Source organism: Acinetobacter sp. H1(2024) (genome assembly GCF_046557555.1).
Lineage (GTDB): Bacteria > Pseudomonadota > Gammaproteobacteria > Pseudomonadales > Moraxellaceae > Acinetobacter > Acinetobacter seifertii.
This window is the reverse complement of the sequence record NZ_JBKGFO010000011.1, coordinates 14,191-38,780: the sequence shown is the minus strand read 5'-3', so window position 1 is coordinate 38,780 and position 24,590 is coordinate 14,191. Positions and strand designations below refer to the sequence as shown.

At 39.0% G+C, this 24,590-nt stretch carries 24 protein-coding genes; 13 read left to right on the top strand and 11 right to left on the bottom strand.

Features of this window, described 5'->3' with window-relative positions; genetic code table 11:
* Positions 1–4 precede the first annotated feature (4 nt).
* The 4 genes from ACLCEG_RS18875 to ACLCEG_RS18860 all read right to left on the bottom strand — a co-directional run bounded on the left by ACLCEG_RS18875 (position 5) and on the right by ACLCEG_RS18860 (position 4,179).
* Positions 5–1,303 (bottom strand): lytic murein transglycosylase, encoded by a 1,299-nt coding sequence (locus tag ACLCEG_RS18875; protein WP_410568781.1) that lies wholly within the window; start codon positions 1,301–1,303, stop codon positions 5–7.
* Positions 1,304–1,989: 686 nt separating this feature from the next.
* Positions 1,990–3,111, bottom strand: a complete 1,122-nt coding sequence (locus tag ACLCEG_RS18870) for a 5-(carboxyamino)imidazole ribonucleotide synthase (RefSeq protein ID WP_068934774.1) — start codon at positions 3,109–3,111, stop codon at positions 1,990–1,992.
* A 9-nt stretch (positions 3,112–3,120) separates the two neighbouring features.
* Entirely contained in the window at positions 3,121–3,633 is a 513-nt protein-coding gene (gene purE, locus ACLCEG_RS18865) for a 5-(carboxyamino)imidazole ribonucleotide mutase (RefSeq protein ID WP_000994663.1), read from the bottom strand.
* A gap of 183 nt (positions 3,634–3,816) precedes the next feature.
* Positions 3,817–4,179, bottom strand: a complete 363-nt coding sequence (locus ACLCEG_RS18860) for a DMT family protein (RefSeq protein ID WP_004711246.1) — start codon at positions 4,177–4,179, stop codon at positions 3,817–3,819.
* A 241-nt stretch (positions 4,180–4,420) separates the two neighbouring features.
* On the opposite strand from ACLCEG_RS18860, the gene mpl reads away from it, so the two are divergent.
* A complete protein-coding gene (gene mpl / locus ACLCEG_RS18855) occupies positions 4,421–5,794 on the top strand; it encodes a UDP-N-acetylmuramate:L-alanyl-gamma-D-glutamyl-meso-diaminopimelate ligase (RefSeq protein WP_100191594.1) in 1,374 nt (457 codons plus the stop codon).
* A gap of 70 nt (positions 5,795–5,864) precedes the next feature.
* On the opposite strand, the gene ACLCEG_RS18850 is transcribed toward mpl, so the two are convergent.
* A complete protein-coding gene (locus tag ACLCEG_RS18850) occupies positions 5,865–7,115 on the bottom strand; it encodes a low temperature requirement protein A (RefSeq protein WP_410568779.1) in 1,251 nt (416 codons plus the stop codon).
* Positions 7,116–7,251: 136 nt separating this feature from the next.
* Between ACLCEG_RS18850 and ACLCEG_RS18845 the strand changes: the two genes are divergently transcribed.
* The 8 genes from ACLCEG_RS18845 (at position 7,252) to ACLCEG_RS18810 (ending at position 14,752) form a co-directional block, all read left to right on the top strand.
* Positions 7,252–7,848: an undecaprenyl-diphosphatase gene (locus tag ACLCEG_RS18845; RefSeq protein ID WP_004706173.1), complete on the top strand. Its 597-nt coding sequence runs from the start codon at positions 7,252–7,254 to the stop codon at positions 7,846–7,848.
* A gap of 318 nt (positions 7,849–8,166) precedes the next feature.
* On the top strand, positions 8,167–9,123 hold the full coding sequence (locus ACLCEG_RS18840) for a TerC family protein (RefSeq protein ID WP_410568777.1): 957 nt from the start codon (positions 8,167–8,169) through the stop codon (positions 9,121–9,123).
* Positions 9,124–9,311: 188 nt separating this feature from the next.
* Positions 9,312–9,677, top strand: coding sequence for a hypothetical protein (locus tag ACLCEG_RS18835; protein WP_410568775.1), 366 nt, complete (start codon positions 9,312–9,314; stop codon positions 9,675–9,677).
* Between the two features lie 20 nt (positions 9,678–9,697).
* On the top strand, positions 9,698–10,858 hold the full coding sequence (locus ACLCEG_RS18830) for a glutathionylspermidine synthase family protein (protein ID WP_410568773.1): 1,161 nt from the start codon (positions 9,698–9,700) through the stop codon (positions 10,856–10,858).
* A gap of 290 nt (positions 10,859–11,148) precedes the next feature.
* A complete protein-coding gene (locus tag ACLCEG_RS18825) occupies positions 11,149–12,204 on the top strand; it encodes a Rieske 2Fe-2S domain-containing protein (protein ID WP_410568771.1) in 1,056 nt (351 codons plus the stop codon).
* A gap of 56 nt (positions 12,205–12,260) precedes the next feature.
* A complete protein-coding gene (guaD, locus tag ACLCEG_RS18820) occupies positions 12,261–13,586 on the top strand; it encodes a guanine deaminase (RefSeq protein ID WP_410568769.1) in 1,326 nt (441 codons plus the stop codon).
* A gap of 214 nt (positions 13,587–13,800) precedes the next feature.
* Positions 13,801–14,328, top strand: coding sequence for a hypoxanthine phosphoribosyltransferase (hpt, locus tag ACLCEG_RS18815; protein WP_212512085.1), 528 nt, complete (start codon positions 13,801–13,803; stop codon positions 14,326–14,328).
* Between the two features lie 172 nt (positions 14,329–14,500).
* On the top strand, positions 14,501–14,752 hold the full coding sequence (locus tag ACLCEG_RS18810; protein ID WP_004706183.1) for a GlsB/YeaQ/YmgE family stress response membrane protein: 252 nt from the start codon (positions 14,501–14,503) through the stop codon (positions 14,750–14,752).
* Positions 14,753–14,804: 52 nt separating this feature from the next.
* On the opposite strand, the gene ACLCEG_RS18805 is transcribed toward ACLCEG_RS18810, so the two are convergent.
* Positions 14,805–15,503, bottom strand: a complete 699-nt coding sequence (locus tag ACLCEG_RS18805) for a DsbC family protein (protein ID WP_410568767.1) — start codon at positions 15,501–15,503, stop codon at positions 14,805–14,807.
* Between the two features lie 241 nt (positions 15,504–15,744).
* Here ACLCEG_RS18805 and ACLCEG_RS18800 point away from each other — a divergent pair, with 241 nt between their 5' ends.
* Complete coding sequence (locus tag ACLCEG_RS18800) at positions 15,745–16,008, top strand: metal/formaldehyde-sensitive transcriptional repressor (protein WP_004706188.1); 264 nt, start codon at positions 15,745–15,747, stop codon at positions 16,006–16,008.
* 46 nt (positions 16,009–16,054) lie between these two features.
* Here the strand turns inward: ACLCEG_RS18800 and mnmE are convergent, their stop codons facing one another.
* From mnmE to rpmH, 5 genes are all read right to left on the bottom strand, one after another.
* Complete coding sequence (mnmE, locus tag ACLCEG_RS18795) at positions 16,055–17,410, bottom strand: tRNA uridine-5-carboxymethylaminomethyl(34) synthesis GTPase MnmE (RefSeq protein ID WP_004706190.1); 1,356 nt, start codon at positions 17,408–17,410, stop codon at positions 16,055–16,057.
* 91 nt (positions 17,411–17,501) lie between these two features.
* Positions 17,502–19,262, bottom strand: a complete 1,761-nt coding sequence (gene yidC / locus ACLCEG_RS18790; protein ID WP_004706192.1) for a membrane protein insertase YidC — start codon at positions 19,260–19,262, stop codon at positions 17,502–17,504.
* 5 nt (positions 19,263–19,267) lie between these two features.
* Positions 19,268–19,588: a membrane protein insertion efficiency factor YidD gene (gene yidD / locus ACLCEG_RS18785; RefSeq protein ID WP_004706194.1), complete on the bottom strand. Its 321-nt coding sequence runs from the start codon at positions 19,586–19,588 to the stop codon at positions 19,268–19,270.
* Positions 19,589–19,598: 10 nt separating this feature from the next.
* Positions 19,599–19,991: a ribonuclease P protein component gene (gene rnpA, locus ACLCEG_RS18780; protein WP_004706196.1), complete on the bottom strand. Its 393-nt coding sequence runs from the start codon at positions 19,989–19,991 to the stop codon at positions 19,599–19,601.
* Between the two features lie 29 nt (positions 19,992–20,020).
* Positions 20,021–20,155 (bottom strand): 50S ribosomal protein L34, encoded by a 135-nt coding sequence (gene rpmH / locus ACLCEG_RS18775; RefSeq protein ID WP_000831329.1) that lies wholly within the window; start codon positions 20,153–20,155, stop codon positions 20,021–20,023.
* Between the two features lie 670 nt (positions 20,156–20,825).
* Between rpmH and dnaA the strand changes: the two genes are divergently transcribed.
* From dnaA to recF, 3 genes are all read left to right on the top strand, one after another.
* Positions 20,826–22,223, top strand: a complete 1,398-nt coding sequence (dnaA, locus tag ACLCEG_RS18770) for a chromosomal replication initiator protein DnaA (RefSeq protein WP_004698159.1) — start codon at positions 20,826–20,828, stop codon at positions 22,221–22,223.
* 97 nt (positions 22,224–22,320) lie between these two features.
* Positions 22,321–23,469, top strand: coding sequence for a DNA polymerase III subunit beta (dnaN, locus tag ACLCEG_RS18765; protein ID WP_019456680.1), 1,149 nt, complete (start codon positions 22,321–22,323; stop codon positions 23,467–23,469).
* A 14-nt stretch (positions 23,470–23,483) separates the two neighbouring features.
* Positions 23,484–24,566, top strand: a complete 1,083-nt coding sequence (recF, locus tag ACLCEG_RS18760; protein WP_019456681.1) for a DNA replication/repair protein RecF — start codon at positions 23,484–23,486, stop codon at positions 24,564–24,566.
* The last annotated feature ends 24 nt before the right edge of the window (positions 24,567–24,590 follow it).

Here is a 24,590-nt window from a genome sequence, read left to right as displayed (position 1 = left end):
GTTATTACTGCATCATTTTTCGAGCTTGCTCTTGGCGAAATGCACGTAAAATCTGTTGCCCTGCCCGTCCATTTGGATTTAAACCTAAACGAGTTTGTTCCTGACGGATAGCAACGCGAGTTTTATCACCAATTAAACCATCCACAGCACCAATATCATAACCACGATTAATCAAAAACTGCTGAATTTCTCGACGTTCTGCTCGTGAAGTACCAGGGTCATCTGTTGGCCAAGAAGCAACGAATGGTTTACCACCTTTTAAACGATCAGATAAATGTGCAATCGCAAGTCCATAACTTTCTGCTGCGTTATAACTATAAATAGCATCAAAATTTTTAAAAACTAAAAAGATTGGGCCATTTGCTCCTGCTGGTGCCATTAAACCAGCAGGCGTATTATCAGACAACGCACCTTGAATTAAAGGTGTACCATCAATTCGGGTTACTCCACGCGCATTCCAGCTACTCAATGATTTTTTAGAGCGACGCCCTTCTCCATCAATTGACATACCTGCTGGGATTTTGACTTCAAAGCCCCATGGCATAGCCGTTTGCCAACCAGCTTTATTCAAGAAATTAGCTGTTGATGCCAATGCATCTGCTGTACTAGAGACTAAATCACGACGACCATCACCATCAAAATCAACAGCTAAGCGTTCATAAGTTGATGGCATAAACTGTGTATGACCGAATGCGCCTGCCCATGAGCCTTTAAGCTGATCTTCGGTTAAATCACCACGTTGTAAAATACGCATAGTGGCAAAAAATTCTGTACGGAAATAACTTTGTCGGCGCCCTTCACAACTTAAAGTTCCAAGTGCTTGCAATAAAGGATATTTTCCAGAAATATCACCAAAATTACTTTCAACGCCCCACACTGCCACAATTGTTTCTGGCGGTACGCCATAAGTTTGAGATGCACGATTTAAAACATCTCGATATTGCGCTAATTTTTGTTTACCAAGCTCAACACGCTCTTCATCTACAAGACCAGATAAATAGTCCCAAATCGGTGTCGAAAATTCTGGCTGATAATTTAACTTATCAATTACTGAGTAGTCTGGCGTTAAATCTTGTGTATAGCGGTCATAAGTGCTACCCGAAACACCTGCAGCAATCGCTTGCGAACGTAAATTTGCCAAACAACTCTGAAAATTATTATTAGGCGTGTAAGTATTGCTATTCGTTACAGGAACTGTTGCATTACTAGATATTGTAGAAGTAGAACCATTAATTATCAGCTCTGCTTGAGCCTGAGTCATTGTCAAAAATATAGACCCAACAATACAAGAAAAACGTCGCATATTATCCTAGTTCAATTTTTAAATTTAAATTTGTCTTTACCATACCATTATGGACTCAAAATTTTCAGAGAGAAATCGTAAATTTGAATTCATAATTAATTCTTTAAATTCATTTCCAAAGTTTTAAATTCAAATTTTACATCTAGTTTTGAATTTAAAACTTCTTACACAAGATTAATTGGTTTTTAAATTCAGAAATCTCTCCTGTAGTTTAAATTCAAAATGCCTCTTTAAATTTAAAACTATAAGCCCAATCCATCTGTGGATAACTTATAAAACCCACACCTAAACCACCTTACACACTATATTCTTTATACTTTTCATCATCCTTACGAACTATAAGGCCTTAGCTACTCATGAATACATGTTTTAAATTTAAAAATCAGGCGCTGTTTTGAATTCAAAACACCACCGAGATAACACGCATCTTTTTAAATTCAAAACAAACATAAGCCGATCTACTAGATTTAAATTCAAACTTTAGGTGCTAGGGATAACTTATTTTAAATTCAAAACCACTAAAACACCTTATTTCATTTTTAAATTCAAAATAAAAGTCCTCATTTAAATTCAAAAAGCTTAATAAAAGTTATCCACAACAGAACAAGATTAGGCTTCTTAAATTTTTTAAATTTAAAAGATAAAAAAAGCGATCCGAAGATCGCTTTTTAGAAATTTTAACTTAATTAAATAGTCATATCAGCTGTCAATGCGAGTGGTTCTGGCAAAATTTTCGCTAATTGACGGCATAAATTCGTCAATTCATTACTATCCACAGGCATTAACGTAATGTGACCCAACTTACGGCCAGCACGTTCTGATTTGTTATAAAGGTGCAGATGAGCGCCATGTAGTGCTAAAACATCTTCAGTTTTAGGATGCTGACCAATAATATTGATCATAACCGTTGGTCGAACAACGTCTGTTGAACCTAATGGTAACCCTGCAACAGCTCGAACATGGTTTTCAAACTGTGAACATACGGCGCCTTCAATTGACCAGTGACCTGAGTTATGTACACGTGGTGCCATCTCATTCGCACATAAGCCTTGTTCTGTCACAAATAGCTCGAGAGTTAGCACACCTACATAGTTGAGATGATTTAACAAACGCGTAATGTAGTCTTGAGCAACAGGTTGTAGAGCTTCACTATTCGGTGCAGGTACGATTGAGTGCGACAAAATACCATTGTGATGGTGGTTTTCAGCCAATGGCCAAGTTTTTACTTCACCATTTTGACCACGTACTGCAATAATCGAAACTTCGCGAGAAAACTTCACAAAACTTTCAGCAACTAAGCTTTTTGCAGGACCAAGCTCTGCCCAAGCAGTATCAATTTGGTCTTCTGAACGAAGTACAAACTGACCTTTGCCGTCGTATCCACCAGTTGCCGTCTTAAGTACAATCGGCAAACCAAGTTCAGCAACAGCTTTTTTCAAGCTTTCTAAGCTATCTACAGCACGATACGGCGCAACAGGAATCGCAAGTTCATCAAACAATGCTTTTTCTGATAAACGATTTTGCGCAGTTGCTAAAGCAATACGGGGAGGGTGCAATGTTTTGGTTTGAGTCAAAACATCTACGTCCGCAACGGGCGTATTTTCAAATTCAAGACTGAAAACATCAGCACTTTCAATAAACTGCTTTAAACCTTGTTCATCTTGGCTAGAAAAAACTTGACCTAAAACACCTGCGGGACAATCTGTATTTGCTTCAAAAAAAGTACATTGAATATTTAATGGTAAAGCTGCTTGCGCCATCATACGGCCCAATTGTCCACCACCAAAAATACCGATAGTTTTATCCATTTCAGCCTCTTAAACTTGTCCCGGAATGTTGTTGCTTGCAACTTTATCAGTTTGTGCAGCACGGAAATCAGCAACATTTTTTGCGATTTCAGGACGAGTTAAACCTAAGATTTGAGCAGCCATAATCGCAGCATTAGTCGCACCAGCCGGACCAATTGCCAAAGTACCCACTGCGATACCTGCTGGCATTTGTACGATTGAAAGTAATGAATCTACACCATTTAAAATTGATGATTTAACTGGTACACCCAACACAGGTAAGTCAGTTTTTGCAGCACACATACCTGGTAAATGCGCAGCACCACCAGCACCAGCAATAATCACTTGAATACCACGATCACGCGCAGTTTCTGCATATTCAAATAAACGGTCTGGCGTACGGTGAGCAGATACCACTTCCGCTTCAAATGGGACACCAAGCTGTTTAAGCATATTGGCAGTATGTTCAAGCGTTGCCCAATCGGACTGGGAACCCATGATAATTCCGACTAAAGGTTGGGTATCTGTTGCGACCGCGTTCATTGGCATTTCCAAAGCGTAAAAATGGTAAAAACTCGACTTGTACCAAGCCAAGCATGAGAGAAAAAGATGAGGCCAATATTATAGCTGTTTTTTCACTCACCCCAAAGCCCAAGTTTATGAGGAAAAAGCATGAATCCGATGGATTTAACAACGATCTGTCTGAAAACCCGATTTCAAATAATTTTACTGGCTTCTAAATACAAAATAGACGCAGCCAAACAGGCATAACATGGCCCAAACATAGTCTAATTTAAACGGCTGCTTAAACAGCAACACCATAAATGGCACAAATACAATAAGCGTAACCACTTCTTGGGTAATTTTCATTTCACCCAAGGTCCAGTTTTGATCACTCAAGATTCGAGTTGCTGGAATCATAAAACTATATTCCAGTAGGGCAATAATCCAACCGAATAAAATCGCTTGCCAGAATGGAGCATGGTGCAAAAACTTAAGATGCCCATACCATGCAAGTGTCATAAAACAGTTCGAAATAATTAATAGCACAAAAGCTAAAACCGTTGGGCTCAAAGGCACATCCTTCATCATTACGATGATATAAGTATTAATATGGATCAAAAATATTATAAAAGATAAAACTGTAATTCAGCTTAAATCTAAAAAATAAAGCTGTCCGTTTATAGGCATCTCAAACACATAGAACAACAACGAATTTTGACTATCTTTTCCAGTTGAGCCTTGCTATCGTTGCTGGCAAATTTATCAATAATGAAACCACAGTAAATCATATTTATACTGTGTACAAAAGCAGTGGAGAAGGCGAGCAATGCATCTGCATATCTTGGGTATTTGTGGCACTTTTATGGGCTCTTTAGCACTTTTAGCTCGTGATTTAGGACATAAGGTAACAGGTTCCGATTCAAACGTTTACCCGCCAATGTCTACCCAGTTAGAAAACGCAGGTATTGAACTCATGCAAGGCTATGACCGTAGCCATTTACAGCCTCATCCAGATTTGGTTATTGTCGGCAACGCCATGAAACGTGGTATTGATGCCGTGGAATATATGCTTAATGAAGGCCTGCCATATATTTCTGGTCCACAGTTCCTTGCAGATCATGTTTTACAAGGTAAACATGTGCTTGGTGTAGCGGGTACGCATGGAAAAACAACCACAACAACTATGCTCGCTTGGGTACTTGATCAGGCTGGTTTAAACCCAGGCTTTTTAATTGGTGGTGTACCACTGGGTTTTAGTGAAAGCGCTCGTTTAGGCGGTGGTAAATACTTCTGCGTTGAAGCCGACGAATATGACTCAGCTTTCTTTGATAAACGTTCTAAGTTTGTTCATTATCATCCAAAAACGGCAATTTTAAATAACCTTGAATTTGACCATGCCGATATTTTTGATGACCTAGCAGCGATTCAAAAACAGTTCCATCATCTTGTTCGTACCATTCCAAGTGAAGGCCGTATTATTGCGCCAATTACTGAAACTCATATTGATGAAGTGCTTGAAATGGGTTGCTGGACGCCAGTGATCCGTACAAGTTTAGAAGCAAATGAAAAAGCTGCATTGTCTGCCGAATTAATTTCAATTGATGGCAGCCATTTTAAAGTCCTCGAAAATGGTAATGCCGTTGGTGAAGTGAAATGGTCTATGACAGGGCAACATAGCGTAGCTAATGCTTTGGCAACCATTGCAGCAGCTCAACATGTGGGTGTTGCACTTGAAACGGCTTGTGAAGCTTTATCTAACTTTGGCGGTGTAAAACGCCGTATGGAGTTACTCGGTACAGTCAATGGTATTGAGGTTTATGATGACTTCGCTCACCATCCAACAGCAATTGACACCACTTTAGATGGCGCACGCAAACGCTTAGGTGAACGCCGTTTATGGGCTATTATTGAACCGCGTTCAAATACCATGCGTATGGGCAGCCATAAGGATGGCTTAGCGCATTCAGCACGCTTAGCAGATGACGTTATCTGGTACCAGCCAGAAGGTTTAGACTGGGATTTACAACCTGTAATTGAAGCTGCTTCAAACCGCGCTCAAGTCAGCCGTTCACTTGATGAAATTATTAACCGTATTGTTAATGAAGCAGGTGAGGGCGATGCTGTTGTGATTATGTCTAATGGCGGCTTTGGTGGCTTACATCAAAAACTTATAAGCGCATTAAAAGCAAAAGCTGCTTAACTTTCTCTCTAGATGATTTAATAAAAAAACGGGTTTCTATATGAAACCCGTTTTTTTAGTTTAATGGTTTTTAAACCTGCTTTGGCTCTATATCTTCTATAAATTTATTCGAGATGAATAAACGTAAAGTATAGACAATACCCATAGCAAATACGCTATATCCCACGTTATTACAAATAAATGGAATACATAAAATAATGAGTGCAGTAATAGGATAAAACCATTTAGAAATTCCGGTTAAACATTCAAACTCGTATAACATCCAGATACAAGTGGTATAAAGCACCACACTCACTGCGACAATTACACCCATATATAAATCAGAAATATGTGCATGATGGGTCGTGACATCCACGGCGGCGGCAAGCGCAGCACCTACCGCAGCAATACTCACAAAAACAAAATAATGACCATAACCCCATACAAATGGACGCACACCTTTAAAATGATGATGCTGTTCACTGCGATCAAAGTAAGCCCACCACATTGCGAACATGAGCATCAATCCTCCAATCATTAAGAAAACGGCAGGAATATTGATAGATTGAGCCGCAAGCGCATCACGTATGGCATTAAAACTACCTACGATTGATTCGCCTAAAACAATAATCGTGAGTAAGGCATAGCGCTCTACAATATGATGAGGATGCCACGGCGTAGGCGAATGTTTTTCTGCATAGATCGGAACAAATAACTCGAGCACAACCAGACATAAAAATAGAGGTATTGAAAGTACATGAGCAAAGTTAGCCACAAGCCAGCCAATTTGTACCAAGACTATACCGATCGCATAGCGGTAAGCCGTAACTCGCCGTTCAGGATCATGTTTTGCTGCTCGGAGCCACTGTGAGACTAAAGCCAAGCGCATAATCACATAGCCCACAATAATGATGTCGAAGTCCTGACTACGGAACACATCAGGAATACCTGCGGCCATCACCAATGAACCTACAATTTGTACAAAGGTAAGGCACCGATACAATGCATCATCATTATCGTAAGCTGAGGCAAACCATGAAAAATTCATCCATGCCCACCACAGCGCAAAAAACACCATTAGGTAGCTTGGCAGTGCATGCCAGAGATGATTTTCAATAATCGCGTGGTGTAACTGCTGACCGGCTGTTGCAATCGCGACCACAAAAATTAAATCGAACAATAATTCGAGGGGAGTTGCTGCTCTATGCGGCTGTTTAGGATCTCTTGGAGATAAAGGCCTCAAACTTAATTTTTTCTGTTTTTCTTGAGTAGTCATAAAATAACGTTCTCGAATAAAGTGCCAACACGTTAACACTTTAATATTAACCACCAGATCACGCATTAAAAATTATTTAGGTCTGCTGTTTAATGTTTAGTCACAAACAAACTATATTTCATTTTTGTGACAATTCTTTATCAAGACAACACGCTTAATTCTTTATCATAGCCCACGTTTTTTGTTCTTGTTTGGAATATGAATGTCTTTAGAAACACTCAACCTTAGCTTATTCCATGTGATTAATGGGGCTCAGGATGCGAGTCAATTTATCATTCGCCTTGCTATCTTTTTTGCTAATGATCTCCTCTATATTCTTTTATTCATCCTTACATTTTTATGGTTCTACGGCGATCAAGATTTAAAAAATAGGGTCATTAAATCTGTCTTTTTAACCTGCATATCACTTTTAGTGGGTTATGTTATTTCTCTGTTTTATCATCATCCAAGACCATTTGTGATGGGTGTGGGCACCACGTTTATTGAACATGCACCAACAGCATCTTTTCCAAGTAATCATATGCTGATTTTCAGCACCATAGCCCTGTCTTATTTGTTTGCTCAGCGCAAAATGATTGGAATCATTCTGTTATTTTTGTCATTTGTGGTAGCGTGGTCACGTATTTATTTAGGTGTGCATTTCCCTTTAGACATGCTGGGGGCTTTTATTGTTGCGCTACTGGTCAATACGGCAGGTTATTACTTCTGGAATGCTTACGGTACAAGTTTGACCGCATTCTTTATTCACCTTTACCAAATTATATGCAAACCGCTTTTAGACCGCGGTTTGATTAAATAATCCGTAGATTTTTTTATATTAAAACCACGACATTAAGTTCAGTTGCGTAATACAAAAAAATCTGCCATTCTATGTGTAATTGGATAGGTTTTATCCAATACAGAATTTAGTTTGACAAGGGGAGTAGCCTCCTCCAAACATAACAGCAATGTTATGTGTCAGATATCGTCAATACACTTTTATTAAAAAGTCGGTATCTGAGCATCGTGAAATTCATGATGTAGGCAAGACCTTGATCATGTTGATACAGATGTTTTAATTCATCTGGCAACTGGTCGAGGTTTTTTTATGCCCAATTGCCGGATGTAGGGAGGATTTATGGAAACAATCGGCAATCTATGGCTGTACATAGCATTCTTTGGCATTGTCATTGTCATGCTTTTAGTGGACTTTTTAGGCTTTAAGCAAAAGCAAGGTCAAGATGTCTCAATTAAGCAAGCTGCGTACTGGAGCGTGGCGTGGGTAAGCGTCGCGGTCTTATTTGGTGGTGGTTTATGGCTTTATCTCCAACAAACAGTTGGGGTGACCCTAGCAAATCAAAAAACCATGGAATACTTCGCAGGTTACTTACTTGAAAAGTCTCTCGCAATTGACAACGTTTTCGTCTGGTTAATGATTTTTGCGGCATTTGCTATTCCAGCTGCGCTACAACGTAAAATTTTGCTCTACGGCGTATTAGGCGCAATCGTACTACGTACCCTTTTTATCTTTATTGGTGCATGGTTCGTACAAGAGTTCTCTTGGGTACTTTATATTTTCGGTGCATTCTTGGTATATACAGGTTTCAAATTCTTAAAAGGCCAAGAAGAACAAACCAATATCGAAGATATCAAAGTTTTAAAATGGCTACGTAAGCACATGCGTATTACGCCGCAGCTTGAAGGTGACAAATTCTTTGTACGTCAAAATGGTTTATTGTGGGCAACGCCGTTATTTCTAGTGTTGATTTTGGTTGAAGCTTCAGATGTCATTTTCGCGGTAGATTCTATTCCTGCTATTTTCGCAGTAACGAGTGATCCATTTATTGTTTTAACGGCGAACTTAATGGCAATTTTAGGTTTACGCGCAATGTTCTTCTTACTTGCTGGCGCTGCTTCTAAACTGCATTACTTACCATATGGTTTAGGCATTATCTTATTGTTCATTGGTGCGAAAATGTTGTTGCTTGATGTATTCCACATGCCAATCTGGATTTCGTTAAGCTTTATCGTAATAGTGTTAGCAATTACTGCTTATCTCTCTTTACGACACAACAAAAAGCAATTGCAGTCTTAACTCATCACAACAAGGCATCTACACGTGAGATGTCTTGTCATTTAAATCTTTAAAATAGGCTGTACTTTAAAAAAGCAGATTAATATCATATGCCAACCTAAAATTTATCTTTCCTAATCAGAAACATAATAGATAACAGCGATTCGGTTTTTTATGCCGAACATACTTATTAAAATGTGTGGAGTCTCATGCGTTCTAAAAAAATTAATCTTGTCGTGGTCCCTTTATTACTCACGGCATGTAGCCATAATGATGGTCCTTTAGTACAAGATGTATATAACAACCAATATGACTGTGCTCGCGACTGGAATAATGAAACATGTAAACAAGAAAATAGCTCAAGTGGACATGGTTCTAGCTATGTCGGTAGCCGCTATTTAGGTCCTGCGTATTATCGAAATAATCGGGAAGTTTCTTTTCGCGGAAATACCTTACATCCTTACAGCAATTTGAGTGTAGATCGTCCCATTATTTCAAGTACGGCGAAAAGCGCATCTTCTTCATCCCCAATTCGTGGGGGTTTTGGTCGTAGCGGTTTTTCTTTCGGCGGCTAAGTCTTAGGCATTCACTGAATATGAAAAGAAAAATATTTACTCCACGACCAGACTGGCAAGTGGAGCATCAAAATATTGGTTTTGATTATTTTAATTTACCTTCTCTCGATGGCTCAATTTACTGGTCTGAAGGGGTTGCGTATGAGTTTACCCTTAAACAGATTGAACAACTTGAAGATGCAGCAAATGAACTGCATCAGATGTGTTTATCGGTAGTAGGAGATCTCATTCAACGGGGCGATTATCCTGCTTATTTTCAAATTCCTGAAGTCGCCATAAACCATATTGAACACTCATGGAAACAAAATGCTCCGATGCTGTATGGCCGCTTTGATTTCGCTTACGATGGGCGAAATATCAAAATGCTGGAATATAACGCCGATACACCGACTGGCTTACTCGAAGCCTCTGTCGCACAGTGGCTGTGGATAGAACAAGTCTCGGGCATTGCAAATCGAGATCAGTTCAATAGCATTCATGAAGATCTGATTAAACGCTGGAAGACAATTTTACCGCGTGGCAGCCATGTGCATTTTGCTGCCAGTCAGGAAGCGGGAAGAGAAGACTGGGGCAATTTAGAGTATTTGATGGATACCGCTTACCAAGCTCATCTACAAGTTTCCGAGCTTTCTATGGAAAACATAGGTTGGAACGGGCAAGATTTTGTCGATCTTCATAATCAGCCTATTCAAAACATATTTAAACTCTATCCATGGGAATGGATCTGGGAAGAAGCATTTTCTCAATATATCCATCCACAAACACAGTGGATTGAACCTTGCTGGAAAATGTTACTTTCAAATAAAGCGATTTTGGTTGAGCTTTGGAAGCGTTATCCAAACCATCCATTATTGGTCGAAACCCATACCTATGACCCGCAACAAGCTTTGTCCGGTAAATGGGTGAAAAAGCCAATTTTGGCAAGGGAAGGGGCGAATATCCGAGTTTTACAAGACGGCCATGACCAAGGCGCGGCTTCTGGTAGCTTTTATTTTGATGACTATGACAAATATGGTTATGTCGTACAGAAATGGGTAGATACCCCATTATTTTCAGGACAACTGCCTACACTCGGTTTATGGATGGTTGGACATCAATGTGCAGGCATGTCTATTCGTGAAGATTGTTATGACATCATTGGTAATGATGCTCACTTTGCAGCACATTATTTTGTCGAGTGATAAGCGCATCGATATATAAAAAAGCACTTTTTAAGTGCTTTTTTATTGGGTCTTGCGTGCAATCAATCAGTGCACTTTAAGTATAAAACGCATAATACACTTTCATTTTCAAATCTAATTTAGAACAAAAATTCAAAAATAAAATTCCATAAAATCATGTATTTTAATAATTTTACTCTTAATTTCTTTATTAAAAATCAATATTGGCAAGCTCTTTGCATCTCCTAAAAAGAAAAAAGCCTAGATTTTAGGGGCTCGAAAGAGCCCTGATTTTTTTAAGGAGAGATGCCATGAATGCGATTCCAACTTTAACGCCACTTGCGATGCCATGTAACAGCAGCTTTGAAGCAAAAGATTGGGAAATTTTATCTACTCACTGGTATCCAGTTGCGCGTATTCAAGATGTCTCCACAGCACCTCAACGAGTTACATTACTAGACGTCAACATGGCTTTATATAAGACAGAAAGTGGTGAAATTCATCTGGTGCGAGACATTTGCCCACATCGTGGCGTTCCTTTAACCAAAGGTTGGGTCGATGGTGAAGAAATTGTGTGTCCTTATCATGGTCTACGCTATAACACTGAAGGGAAATGTACCCAAATACCAGCTCAACCCGAGTTAACCAAAATTTCGGATCGTTTTTCTCTAACCAAATTTCCGGTTGTTGAACGTTATGGCTTGATTTGGACCAGCATTCATAGCCGTGATGTTGCTAAAACTAATATTCCTGTATTAGATACTTGGGACCATGCAGAGCATCAATCAATTTTACCGCCTTTTGTTGATATTGGTGGTTCTAGCGGACGTCAACTTGAAGGGTTTATCGATGTCGCACATTTTGCTTGGGTACATCACAATGCCTTTGCCAGTCGCGATAATCCCATTGTCCCTAAATACCACACTGAACGTACCGAATATGGCTTAAAAACGGTCTATATCAGCAATGTCAGTAATTATCCGCATGAGCTAAAACATCTCGAACCAGAAGGTTTTTTATGGAAGCGTACCTTTGATGTCTATCCGCCTTTTTCAGCCGTGCTTACGGTCGATTTTCCAGAAGGTGGGGTCTTAAAAATCTTAAATGCCTGCTGTCCTATCTCAAGCAACAAAACCCGTTTATTTGTTCCACTCACGCGTAACTTTGACCAAACTGGCGATTTAGAAAAGGTATATGCATTTAATGCGCAAATTTTTGCTGAAGACCAAGACATGGTCGAATCACAAAAGCCGGAAGACCTTCCGCTTGATTTAATGATGGAGGCACATTTTGAAGCAGACCGTTCATCAACGACTTATCGACGGATTTTGGCAGAATGGGGACTAAGTAAACGTTATACCGTTTAAATCTTGGCTAAGTGGGGTACAATCAATCGAAAAAAGTGAAAATATAAAGGCTTTCCATGTCATTGATCGCAAATACCACCGTTGTGCGTGGTCGTTTTTTAGATATTCAACAAACTGTCTCTGAGCCAACTGATATTCCAAATCAAGTGCGTTATTTAGAAGATGGTGTATTGATTAGTGAACATGGAAAAATCAAATGGTTTGGTGCATGGGATGAGGCTCAACAGCATCTTCCAGCTGGAGTTGAAGTTCAACATTACCCACAACAATTGATTGTACCCGGCTTTATTGATACCCATATTCATTTTCCGCAAACTGAAATGATGGGAGCTTACGGCGAGCAACTTTTAAGCTGGCTTAATACCTATACATTTCCAACCGAAATCCAGTTTCAAGACAAAGCATACGCAAGTGAAATTGCCCAGTTCTTTGTTCAGGAACTTTTAAAACACGGTACAACCACGGCCCTCGTTTTCTGTACAGTTCATCCCGAGTCTGTGGATGCCTTATTTGAAGCCGCAGAACGCGTTCAGATGCGTTTAATCGCTGGTAAGGTACTCATGGACCGTAATGCCCCTGAAGCGCTGTGTGACACACCAGAAACGGCTTACAGCGACACTAAAGCACTCATCGAAAAATGGCATGGTAAAGGCCGTGCTCTGTATGCAATTACGCCACGTTTTGCACCAACATCTACACCTGAACAGTTAGAAAGAGCAGGGCAGTTAAAACAAGAATTTCCGGATGTTTATGTCCATACGCATTTAAGTGAAAACAAAGATGAAATTGCTTGGGTGAAATCTTTATTTCCAGAACAAGCGGGCTATTTAGATGTTTATCAACATTATGGCCTAACTGGTAAACGTTCTGTATTTGCGCATTGCGTTCACTTAGAAGATCAAGAATGGCAATGTATGCATGATACGCAGTCAGCTATCGCATTTTGTCCAACCTCAAACCTGTTCTTAGGCAGTGGTTTATTCCCATTGAAAAAGACATGGGAAAAACAAGTGAAAGTAGGTTTAGGGACAGATATCGGTGCGGGTACATCATTTAGTTTGCTACAAACTGTTAACGAGGCTTATAAGGTTCAGCAGTTACAAGGTGATAAACTTTCAGCTTATGAGGCGCTTTATCATGCCACGCTAGGCGGAGCAAAAGCACTTGATCTACAAGATCAGTTAGGCAACTTCAACGTCGGTAAAGAAGCAGACTTTGTGGTACTCAACTTAAAGCCAACAGCACTCCAGCAACTTCGCCAGTCTAAATCTAAGACTGTTGAAGATTCACTGTTTGCATTATTCACTTTAGGTGATGACCGTAATATTGAGGCGACTTATGTTTATGGAAAACGTGCTTATCAAAAAGAAACAGCCCAGTAAAAAAGGCATTGTTAAGTTTTTGTTATTATTTGGAATATGTGCTCTTGTATTAAAGCGTGATCGACATATTCAGCAAAATCATAAAATTTCAGCTCCTTCAAAGGGTGCATGAAACGTCATTTTGCTTTAAAATTTTACCATTAACTCAGTTTTTCGAGGTGTTGCAGGTCAACACCTTTTTTATTTTTTCTTTTATATCTTGTAGGAATCTGCCATGACTGTTGCAATGAGCATCATGATTTCAACCGAAGAAATTCAAGCAAAAGTCAAAGAGCTCGGCGAGCAAATCAATTCTCACTATGCAAATAGTGATAAAGAATTGGTTCTGATTGGTCTACTTCGTGGTTCTGTTATTTTTATGGCAGACTTATGCCGTACCATTACCAAACCACACGAACTCGACTTTATGACAGTGTCTAGCTACGGCGGTGGTACCACTTCAAGCCGAGATGTTAAAATCTTAAAAGATCTTGACGGTGAAATTCGCGGTAAAGATGTACTAGTGGTTGAAGACATCATCGACTCAGGCAACACCTTAAGCAAAGTTGTGGAAATGTTGCAAACTCGCGAGCCAAATTCGATTCAATTGTGCACATTAGTAAGCAAACCGTCGCGTCGTGAAATTGAACTCGAAGTTAAATTTTTAGGTTTTGAAGTTGAAGATAAGTTTATTGTGGGCTATGGCCTAGATTACGATCAAAAATATCGCCATCTGCCTTTTATTGGTGAAATTGGCCTATAAATTTCATAAAAATAGCACCATAAGGTGCTATTTTTTTATATAAGGTTTTATCTTTGAACAAAAAAGACACAAAAAGTCGCAATCTGCTACAGACAAAATAGACAGCTCTGTCGCACGATAGAATATGAAGCAAAATCATTAACTTCATCAAAAAAACAACTGGAGAACAAATATGTGGTCACTTATTGTTGCTATTGTGGTTGGTTTCTTCGCTGGCTTAATCGCTCGTGCTTTGCATCCAGGTGATGACAAGGCAGGCTTTATCGTTACCACTTTAATTGGTATTGCAGGTTCACTTCTAGCCACTTATGGTGGTCGCTTACTTGGCTTTTACGGAGAAAATTCAGCTGCGGGCTTTATCGCTTCCGTAATTGGTGCAGTCATTATTTTGTTTATTTACAATTTGATTGCACGAAAAAGCTAAACTTTAGTTCATTCATAAAAAAAAGCACCCTATGGTGCTTTTTTTAATATCTTTATAGACCTAGCTCTTTCCAGACTTCCTGAATTTCTTCAGCAGACCTTGCACCTACTAATTTAAAACCGTTTGCAAAAATTAGGGTAGGAGTAGCATTAAAACCTAATTTTCTTCCAAGCTCCAAGTTTCGGTCAATTGGGTTTGTGCAGCTCGCAACCGTTGGTTTAACACCTTGTTCAATTAGCTTTTTCCAAGAGTATGATTGGTTTGGTGCACACCAAACTTGTCTGGAAACGACAATAGATTGAGGTTTTAAAGGATAGATAAACGTGTAAATTGTTACGTCTTTAAGCTTATCTAGCTCAGGTTCGAGCTTTTTACAGTAAGGGCAATTTGGGTCAGAAAATACCGCTAAAACATGCTGACCATTACCTTTAACTGTTTTAATAGCATCTTTTAAAGGCAATTGTTTCCAATCAATTGAATTCTGCCCTAAAACTAAGTCTTTGGTTAAATTCTTCTGATCTTTTAAGCGAATCATAGAACCTACCAACATATGCTGACCATCTTCACCAAGGTAAATGATTTGTTGATCCAGATTAGCACTATATAGTCCGGGCATTTCGGTTTTCTGAATATTGCTAATTTTCAAATTAGGATATTGTTTTTTAATATTTTCCTTAACAGTATCCACATTAGCGAAACTCAAACTTGTAGTTAAGCTAAATAATGCCAATATTCCTAATTTTTTAAGCATAAAACCGACTCATAGAGAGGAAAGAATATTATTTTAATCAGTTCATCTTATCAAAACAGAGCTGATTACGAGTTATAACCAAACTCCCACTTAGTTAATCCAATGTTTCACGTGGAACATAAACAGCTTTTAAAAGCTTTCTCAATCTGATTTTGATCATGACGTGATACACTATAGTCGTGCATAACATTTAAACCCAATATACTCCCTACCAGTATATTGAATTATTAAGAGAAAACAGATGAGTCACATTGGTCAGGATAAAAAAATTCTTAATCGTGTAAAACGACTAAAAGGGCAAATCAACAGCATCGAAAATGCGATAGAACAACCAGAATCCTCATGCATCGATATTTTGCAGCAAGTTGCAGCGATCAAAGGTGCAATAAACGGTTTAATGAGTGAATTGATGGAACAACACTTACACCACCATGTACTTCAAGGTGCAGAAGTTGATCAAAATGAGTTAGAGGAATTTTTAAAAGTTTTAAAGAGATACGGCTAAGCAAATTACTGGATGACATAGCACTCTACATCATCCAGTTTTTTTATTATTTTCCAATACAGAAAGAACCAAAAATTTTGCCTAATAGGTCGTCAGCGCTAAAGTCGCCTGTAATTTCACCTAAAGCATTTTGAGCAAGGCGTAATGACTCGGCAACAAGCTCACCAGCGTTAAATACAACAAGTTGCTCACGTGCTTCTGAAAGATAGAGCTGTGTGCGCTTCATTGCGTCTAAATGGCGAGTTCTTGCAATAAACGTATCTTCCTCAGGGTGAAAACCTGCATGCGCTGTAATCGCATCTACGAGGCCTTGTACACCCATCTCTTGTTTTGCAGAAACTGTAATATGACGGAACCCCTGAAAATCAGTGATTTCGGCTAATTGACCGGTTAAGTCGCATTTATTACCAATTAACATTAAACGTCGTGGCTCAATATGTTCAGCAAAATATTCTTGAGCGAGTTGTAATGGGTCATCACCTTGATTCAAGTCGTAAACTAACAACAATAAATCGGCTTGTTCAATTTCCTTGATTGCTCTGCGAATCCCTTCTTTTTCGACCACATCACCCGTTTCACGAAGCCCAGCAGTGTCTGTTAAAGTGATTGGTAAGCCATTTAAGCTAATTTTTTCATGCAAAACATCGCGAGTAGTACCAGCAATATCGGTCACAATCGCTCTCTCTACACCAGCAAGTGCATTTAACAAGCTCGATTTACCCGCATTCGGTTTACCCGCAATCACAACTTGCAAACCTTCACGCAAAAGTTGTCCTTGTCGTGCAGATGTTTGAACTGCATGTACTGACTGCTGAACATCTTCGAGTAAAGCTAAAATTTTGCCATCTGCTAGGAAATCAATTTCCTCTTCAGGAAAATCAATTGCAGCTTCTACATGCAATCGTAAATGGATCAGTTTTTCTAAAACTGTATTAATTTTTGTTGAAAATGCGCCTTGTAAAGAACGGACTGCCGAACGAGCCGCAGCTTGCGAAGTCGCATCAATCAAATCTGCAATCGCTTCAGCTTGTACCAAGTCCATTTTGCCATTTTCAAAAGCTCGCATGGAGAATTCACCAGCTTTTGCAGCAATTGCACCAAGCTCAAATAAACGACCAAGCAAAGCATTTTGAATAACTGGACCGCCGTGACCTTGTAACTCAACAACATCTTCACCAGTAAAGGAGTGCGGATTTGGAAAGCACAACACTATCCCTTCATCCATGATGCTTCCATCTACATCATAAAACTTACGAAAACCAGCCATGCGTGCTTCAGGCAAGTTTTTTTGCGTCAGCTTTTGAGCAATTTCATAGGCCTTAGGTCCAGATAAGCGAATCACGCCCACTCCACCACGCCCTGGTGGCGTTGCAATTGCGGCAATTGTGGTTTGACTTTGCATATTACTCACCTAAAAAACCCAAAATACAGCCAAAGAAAAATCCGCTTAAGATTACCATCTTAAGCGGATTGATTCAGCAAAAGTTCAACGTTTAAGATGCTGATTCAGTCTTGTTTAGACGACTTTTCGCAACACTCTTGTTAATAAACGACTGCTGTAAAATAGTAATACTGTTGTTCACAATCCAGTACAACACCAGACCCGCAGGGAAGAACAACATAAATACCGTGAACATAATCGGCATAATGCGGAATACTTTCGCTTGCATTGGATCAGCAGGTTGCGGGTTCAACATTTGCTGAGCAAACATTGTCGCACCCATAATTAATGGCAAGATGAACCAAGGATCCATTGCTGACAAGTCTTGAATCCAGCCTAACCATGGCGCATGACGCAATTCCACACTTTCCATGAGTACCCAGTACAAAGCAAGGAAAATTGGCATTTGTAGCAATAATGGTAAGCAACCTGACAGTGGGTTAACTTGTTCACGTTTATAAAGTGCCATCATTTCTTGCGAGAAGCGCATACGGTCTTCACCGAACTCTTCTTTCATGCGTTGCATTTCTGGTGCAATCACACGCATTTTCGCCATAGAACGATAACTTTTTGAAGATAAAGGCCACAAAATCATCTTCACCATAATGGTAAGCAAGATGATCGACCATCCCCAGTTGCCTACAATGCTATGGAAAAATTGAAGACCTAAGAACAACAACTTGGCAATTGGCCATAACCAACCATAGTCAACAGTCTGGTTTAAACCTACAGCTAAATCTTTTAATTCAGATTGTACTTTTGGACCTGAATAAAGCTTCGCATCTACTTCCATTGAAGTGCCAGCTGGAACATTAATTACTGGCGACGTAAAGCCAATAATATTCATATGATCCGCAGACTGACGAGATTCAAGCTTCGCAACATAAGGCTGACCATTTGCTTGGGTCAGTTTAAGATTTCCAGGAATCCAAGCACTAACGAAATAATGCTGAACAATCGCAACCCATCCACCTTTAGCTTCAGTATTTACTTTTTCTTCTGAGAAATTAGCAAATTTAAGCTTGTTATAGTGTGAATCAGGCGTACCCCATGCTCCACCTAAGAAAGTTCCTAGTGTGAAAATACCTTGAGAAGACTTACCAGGATCCTCAGAGTTATCGCGCTTTAATTGTCCAAACATCTGACCTTGCCAATTTTGTTGGCTACGGTTAATGACTTGATGGCTTACAACAATCGGATACTGACCTTGAGTAAAGGTGAAAGTTTTAATAATTTCAACGCCTTCTGGTGTTTTAAATACCATAGGAACGTTTAAAACTTTTTCAGCTTGACCCTTTTGATCTTGTACACCTTTAGCATCAGCCAAAGTATATGATGTTTTTTCAACCGCATATAACGGACGACCACCACGACTACTGTCTGGTCCATTCAAACCAATTAAGCCAGATTGAGCAACATATGTACGCTTGGCATCATTTTCAAGCATAACAAAAGGTTGATTACTGTCTTTGCTTTTGTCGTGAGAGAGTAATTCAATACGAACAATATCACCACCTTTTGGATTAATCCAAATATGGTAAAGGTCAGTTTGTACTGAAATAAGCTGTTGATTCACAGGTGCAGTTGCATCTGTGGTTTGTGACTGCGCAATATTTGCTTGTGGCACATCGGAAGCCACTGTTGCAGTTTTGGCATTTGGCAAATCAGCAGATACTTCATGCGAACTTACTGCCGCCGCTTGTTGTTGCGGTGCAGTTGCAGCATTTCCATAATCTTTTTGCCAAGCCAAAATGAGCAAATATGCGGTGACAAACATGGCCCCGAGAATTGCAAACCTGGCCCATTGTTGCATATCTATTACCCCAAATGGTTAGAGAGATTTTGCTTCATTAAACGATCACGAAAGGGTACAGCAACATGATGCGTTTGAGAATCTATTTGATGAAACGAAATAAAACGAATTGCTTTTGGCGGTACCGGATCATATCCGGAGCCTCCCCATGGATGACAACGGCAAATACGTTTAGAAGATAACCAAACGCCTTTAATTGCACCATGAGTTTGTAATGCTTCTATCGCATATTGGGAACAAGTTGGAATATAACGACAACGGGGTCCAAGAAGCGGACTAATCGCAATTTGATACAGACGAATCAACCAACGCAAAATACGAACCATTGGTCATCTCTTAGTTCTGCGAGGTTGGGACAACTTTAGAATGTTTTTTTGCCAAGCGTTGTAATTTTTGCCAAGCAAAATCTAATTGTTGATATAGCTCAGCATTCGTAATCGTTTCAATACCAACTTTAGGCATTACAACAACATCTATGTCTAACCCAAATTTCGGCTGATTAAGACGAAAGCTCTCACGGGCAAGACGCTTTATTCGATTTCTTTCATGCGCACGGCGCACTTTTTTCTTAGCAACGACAATACCCAAACGGCTATTAGGCTGTTCGGTGAATTTTGCAAGAAATAAAAAATGGGGCTGATGCACTTTAAAAAGCGCACCATCAAATACACTTTTATAATCTGCAGCACAGCGTACACGACGATCTGTGCTAAAACTGTAAAGTGCCATCACACCCAAGTCTGGTCAGCTAACAGTAATTAAACAGTTAAGCTATGACGACCTTTTGCACGACGACGAGCTAAAACTTGACGACCAGCTTTAGTTGCCATACGAGCACGGAAACCATGAACGCGCTTACGCTTTAATTCAGATGGTTGGAAAGTACGTTTCATATTGAAACTCCCAAAAATGATCTTTCTATAAAGGTCCGCGATTTTATTGTGCAATGTTTACGCTGTCAATGAAAAACCGAGAAAGTTTTGTATTTAAGTCAAATTTTTACTTTCCTACCTTCTGTTTATATTTAGCTACTTTTTCTTATTTAAGAGTTATGCACAAAGTAATTGTTTATTTTTATTGAGACTTTTAAGATATACACTTCTTATTTACATACTTATCAACAAACCAAGATGTCAAAGTGGTTCTAGTTTGGTATATTTGAATTTAAATTCATATTTTTTAGTTATCCACAATTTGATGCAACCCTATTATATAAATTCAAATTTTAAAATTTAAATTTATTCTTATTAGTGTGGACTTTTTCTGTGGATTTCGTAGTTTTAAATTTAAAAAACATATATTTGAGTTGTTGATAACTCTGTTTTTATTAACTTTATAGATTGTGGATAAGTTTATGTGTTAATTTATCCACAGGATGTGCAAAAAGTTATTCACAATTGGTTTTGAATTTAAATTTATTCACAAGAGTTTTCTTTTTAGACAAAATCAACTGAAATCGTCATGACAGATGTGGATAACTTGGGTAGAATGGCGACCCCTTCTTATCAGGAAGGGTTAATCTTTAAATGATTTGAATTTAAAACGCAGACATAGGGGATACACATGCTTTGGACAGACTGCTTAACTCGCTTGCGACAAGAGCTCTCTGATAACGTCTTTGCGATGTGGATTCGCCCTTTAGTAGCTGAAGAAGTGGAGGGTATACTACGTCTATATGCTCCTAATCCTTATTGGACGCGTTATATTCAAGAGAATCATTTAGAGTTAATTTCTATATTGGCAGAACAATTGTCAGAAGGGCGAGTGCGTCAAGTTGAAATCTTGGTCGATTCCCGTCCTGGTAGTATTTTGTCTTCTAATGAGCAACCTGCAACTACTACAGCAGCTTTACAGACTGCTCCTGTAGCTCAACCTGTTAAGGTTAAAAAGGAAGTAGAAGCTGTTGCTAATAATGTTGTTAATCCTAAAACATCAAAAAAGAAGCTTTTAAATCCACAATTTACATTTTCTTTATTTGTTGAAGGCCGTTCTAACCAGATGGCTGCTGAAACATGTAGGAAGGTTTTAACGCAATTAGGTGCATCTCAACACAATCCTTTGTTTTTATATGGTCCAACGGGCCTTGGTAAAACTCACTTAATGCAAGCAGTTGGTAATGCATTGCTCCAAGCTAAGCCGAATGCGAGAGTCATGTATATGACTTCGGAAAGTTTTGTACAGGATTTTGTGAGTTCCTTACAAAAAGGAAAGGTTGAAGAATTTAAGAAAAATTGTCGTTCTCTAGATTTATTATTAGTTGATGATATTCACCTTTTAGCTGGTAAAGAAGCTAGTCTTGTTGAATTCTTTTATACATTTAATGCCTTACTTGATGAATCTAAACAAATTATTTTAACTTCTGATCGCTATCCTAAAGAATTAACAGAACTTGATCCTCGATTAGTTTCTCGTTTTTCTTGGGGTCTATCAGTAGGTGTTGAACCGCCAGATATTGAAACACGAATCGAAATTTTACTTAAAAAAGCTGAAAATAGTGGCGTTGATTTGCCTAGAAACTGCGCATTATTTATTGCTCAACAAGTGGTAGCGAACGTACGTGAACTTGAAGGTGCGTTGAATAAAGTGGTTGCAATTTCACGTTTCAAAGGTGCTCCGATCGACCTTGATGTTGTTCGTGAGTCTTTAAAAGATGTATTGGCGATTCGTGCACGTACAATTAGTGTAGAAAATATACAACGCGTGGTGAGTGAATATTTCCGTATCCCGTTAAAAGAATTAGTTGGTCCAAAACGAACACGAATTTATGCACGACCACGTCAATTGGCAATGGGTCTTGCTCGTGAATTGACGGGTGATAGTTTTCCGGAAATCGGAATGGCTTTTGGTGGACGAGACCATAGCACCGTAATGCATGCGTGTGAAAAAGTGGTTAGTTTGCGGGGAGAAGATCCTATCTTTGACGAAGATTATAAGAACTTATTACGTCTTCTTCAGAGTTAATGAAATCATAAGACGTTGTTGCAAAGTCTCCATAAGTGCAGCATAGTACACAGCTAAAAAATGAAATGTTTGCTCCAAGTTGCTAGAGGAATGAATCGTGCGTTTGAAAATCGCTAAAGAAAGTTTACTCAATGTTTTATCGCATGTTGTCGGTGCGGTAGAACGTCGTCATACCTTGAATATTCTTTCAAACGTCAAAATTCAGACTAATGGTCAAGCACTTACCATTACAGGTTCGGATTTAGAAGTTGAACTGGTGGCGAGTACTGCTTTATCAGAAGGTGCGTGCCTTGAAGCAGGTGAAACAACTGTTCCTGCGCGTAAGTTGATGGACATTTGTAAATCTTTGCCAACAGCTGCATTAATTGATTTACAAATTACTGAAGATCAACGATGTATTTTAAAGTCTGGTAATAGCCGTTTTGTATTAGGTACTCTGCCAGCTGAAGATTATCCGTTACTCAATACTGAGAATAGCCAAGGTACGCAAGTACAGGTGACTCAACGTGAATTAAAGCGTTTATTTGAAAAAACTGCTTTTGCGATGGCTGTACAAGATGTACGTTTTTATCTAACCGGTACTTTGTTAGAAATTGATGAAAATCAATTGCGTGCAGTAACAACTGATGGCCACCGTCTTGCTCTATGTGAAATTTTGGCTTCTTCTAGTTCATCTCAATTAGTTCAAGCAATTGTGCCGCGTAAAGCTGTTGGTGAATTACAACGTTTACTGAGTATTGAAGATGAGCAACTTACCTTGCTTATTGGTCGTGAATTATTAAATGTGACGATTAATACGCCGAGCCGCGATAAAGAGCAAGGTGATATTACTGTTCGTTTTACGACAAAATTGATTGATGGAAAATTCCCTGACTATCGCCGTGTTATTCCACGTGGTGGTGATAAACATGTTTTGATTGGTCATGATGTATTTAAGCAATCATTACAGCGTGTCGCAATTTTAAGTAATGAAAAGTTACGTGGTGTTTTCTTAAACTTTAATCAAGATTCTTTGCAGCTGCGTGCAAATAACCCTGAACAAGATGAAGCGATTGAAGATTTAGCAATCCAATATCAAAATTCACCATTAGAAATGTCATTTAATGCTCAATATTTACTTGATGTATTAGGTGTATTAGATGGTGATGATGTCAACATGAGCATGACTGAAGCGAACCAATCAGTATTGGTACAAGATCCAGCTCATCCTGATCAGACTTACGTTGTTATGCCGATGCGTGTTTAATTTGGTTTAATTCTATGCATCTTACGCGTTTAAACATAGAACGTGTGCGTAATTTAAAAACGGTTGCACTCCATGGTTTGCAACCGTTTAATGTTTTTTATGGCGCCAACGGTTCAGGAAAAACTTCAATTCTGGAAGCAATTCATTTGCTTGCAACAGGTCGTTCATTTCGTACACATATTCCAAAGAATTATATTCAATATGAAGCTGACGACGCGATTGTATTTGCTCAATCAGTGACTGAAAAAATCGGTATGCAGAAACTTGCTTCTGGTGAGCAGTTGATGAAAGTGAATGGCGATACGGTGGCAACACAAGGTCAGCTTGCCAAATTACTTCCTTTACAGCATATTGACCCCCAAAGTACAGATATTATTGATCATGGCGCTAAGCCAAGACGTCAGCTTCTAGATTGGCTGATGTTCCACGTGGAACCTGAATTTTATTTTGCATGGCAATACTACTCCCGTGCATTAAAACAGCGAAATACCTTACTCAAAACAAGACGCAATCTTTCTTTGGCTGATTTAGAGCCGTGGAACAAAATGTTGAGTGATTATGGTGAAATTTTACACTCTCAGCGTTTAAGCATCGTAGAACAATGGAATGTTTATTTTCAAAATGACTTAAGTCAATTGCTGCCTGATTTAGAGATTGAACTGGAATATAGCCCAGGTTTTCATACTGAGCAGGGACTCATGCAAGACTTGTTAAATCAGCATCAAAAAGACATTGAAAGACGTTATACAGAGTATGGTCCACATCGAGCTGATTTGCGCTTAAAAACACCCTTTGGACACGCAGATGATGTTTTATCAAGAGGTCAGAAAAAACTCCTGATTATTGCTTTAAAACTGTCACAAATTGCAATGTTGCATGCGAGTAATAAGGAAACTGTGGTATTATTAGATGATCTGACAGCAGAATTAGACTTAACCGCACAACAACGTTTAATTGAACGATTAAGCCAACTTGGTAGCCAGGTTTTTATGACAACTTTAGATCATGCTTCGGTAAAAAAACACTTACATGATCTGTCCATTTCATATCAATTATTCAATGTTGAATCCGGTCAAGTTAGTCTTGCTTCACCATAATTTTTTGATGTTACCCATCTTTGA

Coding starts and splice junctions, on each gene's coding strand:
- ACLCEG_RS18850 (WP_410568779.1), bottom strand. CDS start 7,115: ATGCGTGATCTGGTGGTTAATATTAAAGTGTTAACGTGTTGGCACTTT.
- ACLCEG_RS18800 (WP_004706188.1), top strand. CDS start 15,745: ATGAGTCACATTGGTCAGGATAAAAAAATTCTTAATCGTGTAAAACGA.
- rpmH (WP_000831329.1), bottom strand. CDS start 20,155: ATGAAACGTACTTTCCAACCATCTGAATTAAAGCGTAAGCGCGTTCAT.
- ACLCEG_RS18825 (WP_410568771.1), top strand. CDS start 11,149: ATGAATGCGATTCCAACTTTAACGCCACTTGCGATGCCATGTAACAGC.
- purE (WP_000994663.1), bottom strand. CDS start 3,633: ATGAACGCGGTCGCAACAGATACCCAACCTTTAGTCGGAATTATCATG.
- yidD (WP_004706194.1), bottom strand. CDS start 19,588: ATGGTTCGTATTTTGCGTTGGTTGATTCGTCTGTATCAAATTGCGATT.
- dnaA (WP_004698159.1), top strand. CDS start 20,826: ATGCTTTGGACAGACTGCTTAACTCGCTTGCGACAAGAGCTCTCTGAT.
- hpt (WP_212512085.1), top strand. CDS start 13,801: ATGACTGTTGCAATGAGCATCATGATTTCAACCGAAGAAATTCAAGCA.
- ACLCEG_RS18870 (WP_068934774.1), bottom strand. CDS start 3,111: ATGGATAAAACTATCGGTATTTTTGGTGGTGGACAATTGGGCCGTATG.
- mpl (WP_100191594.1), top strand. CDS start 4,421: ATGCATCTGCATATCTTGGGTATTTGTGGCACTTTTATGGGCTCTTTA.
- ACLCEG_RS18810 (WP_004706183.1), top strand. CDS start 14,501: ATGTGGTCACTTATTGTTGCTATTGTGGTTGGTTTCTTCGCTGGCTTA.
- ACLCEG_RS18830 (WP_410568773.1), top strand. CDS start 9,698: ATGAAAAGAAAAATATTTACTCCACGACCAGACTGGCAAGTGGAGCAT.
- recF (WP_019456681.1), top strand. CDS start 23,484: ATGCATCTTACGCGTTTAAACATAGAACGTGTGCGTAATTTAAAAACG.
- ACLCEG_RS18860 (WP_004711246.1), bottom strand. CDS start 4,179: ATGAAGGATGTGCCTTTGAGCCCAACGGTTTTAGCTTTTGTGCTATTA.
- yidC (WP_004706192.1), bottom strand. CDS start 19,262: ATGCAACAATGGGCCAGGTTTGCAATTCTCGGGGCCATGTTTGTCACC.
- ACLCEG_RS18875 (WP_410568781.1), bottom strand. CDS start 1,303: ATGCGACGTTTTTCTTGTATTGTTGGGTCTATATTTTTGACAATGACT.
- ACLCEG_RS18805 (WP_410568767.1), bottom strand. CDS start 15,503: ATGCTTAAAAAATTAGGAATATTGGCATTATTTAGCTTAACTACAAGT.
- mnmE (WP_004706190.1), bottom strand. CDS start 17,410: ATGCAAAGTCAAACCACAATTGCCGCAATTGCAACGCCACCAGGGCGT.
- ACLCEG_RS18840 (WP_410568777.1), top strand. CDS start 8,167: ATGGAAACAATCGGCAATCTATGGCTGTACATAGCATTCTTTGGCATT.
- ACLCEG_RS18845 (WP_004706173.1), top strand. CDS start 7,252: ATGTCTTTAGAAACACTCAACCTTAGCTTATTCCATGTGATTAATGGG.
- guaD (WP_410568769.1), top strand. CDS start 12,261: ATGTCATTGATCGCAAATACCACCGTTGTGCGTGGTCGTTTTTTAGAT.
- ACLCEG_RS18835 (WP_410568775.1), top strand. CDS start 9,312: ATGCGTTCTAAAAAAATTAATCTTGTCGTGGTCCCTTTATTACTCACG.
- rnpA (WP_004706196.1), bottom strand. CDS start 19,991: ATGGCACTTTACAGTTTTAGCACAGATCGTCGTGTACGCTGTGCTGCA.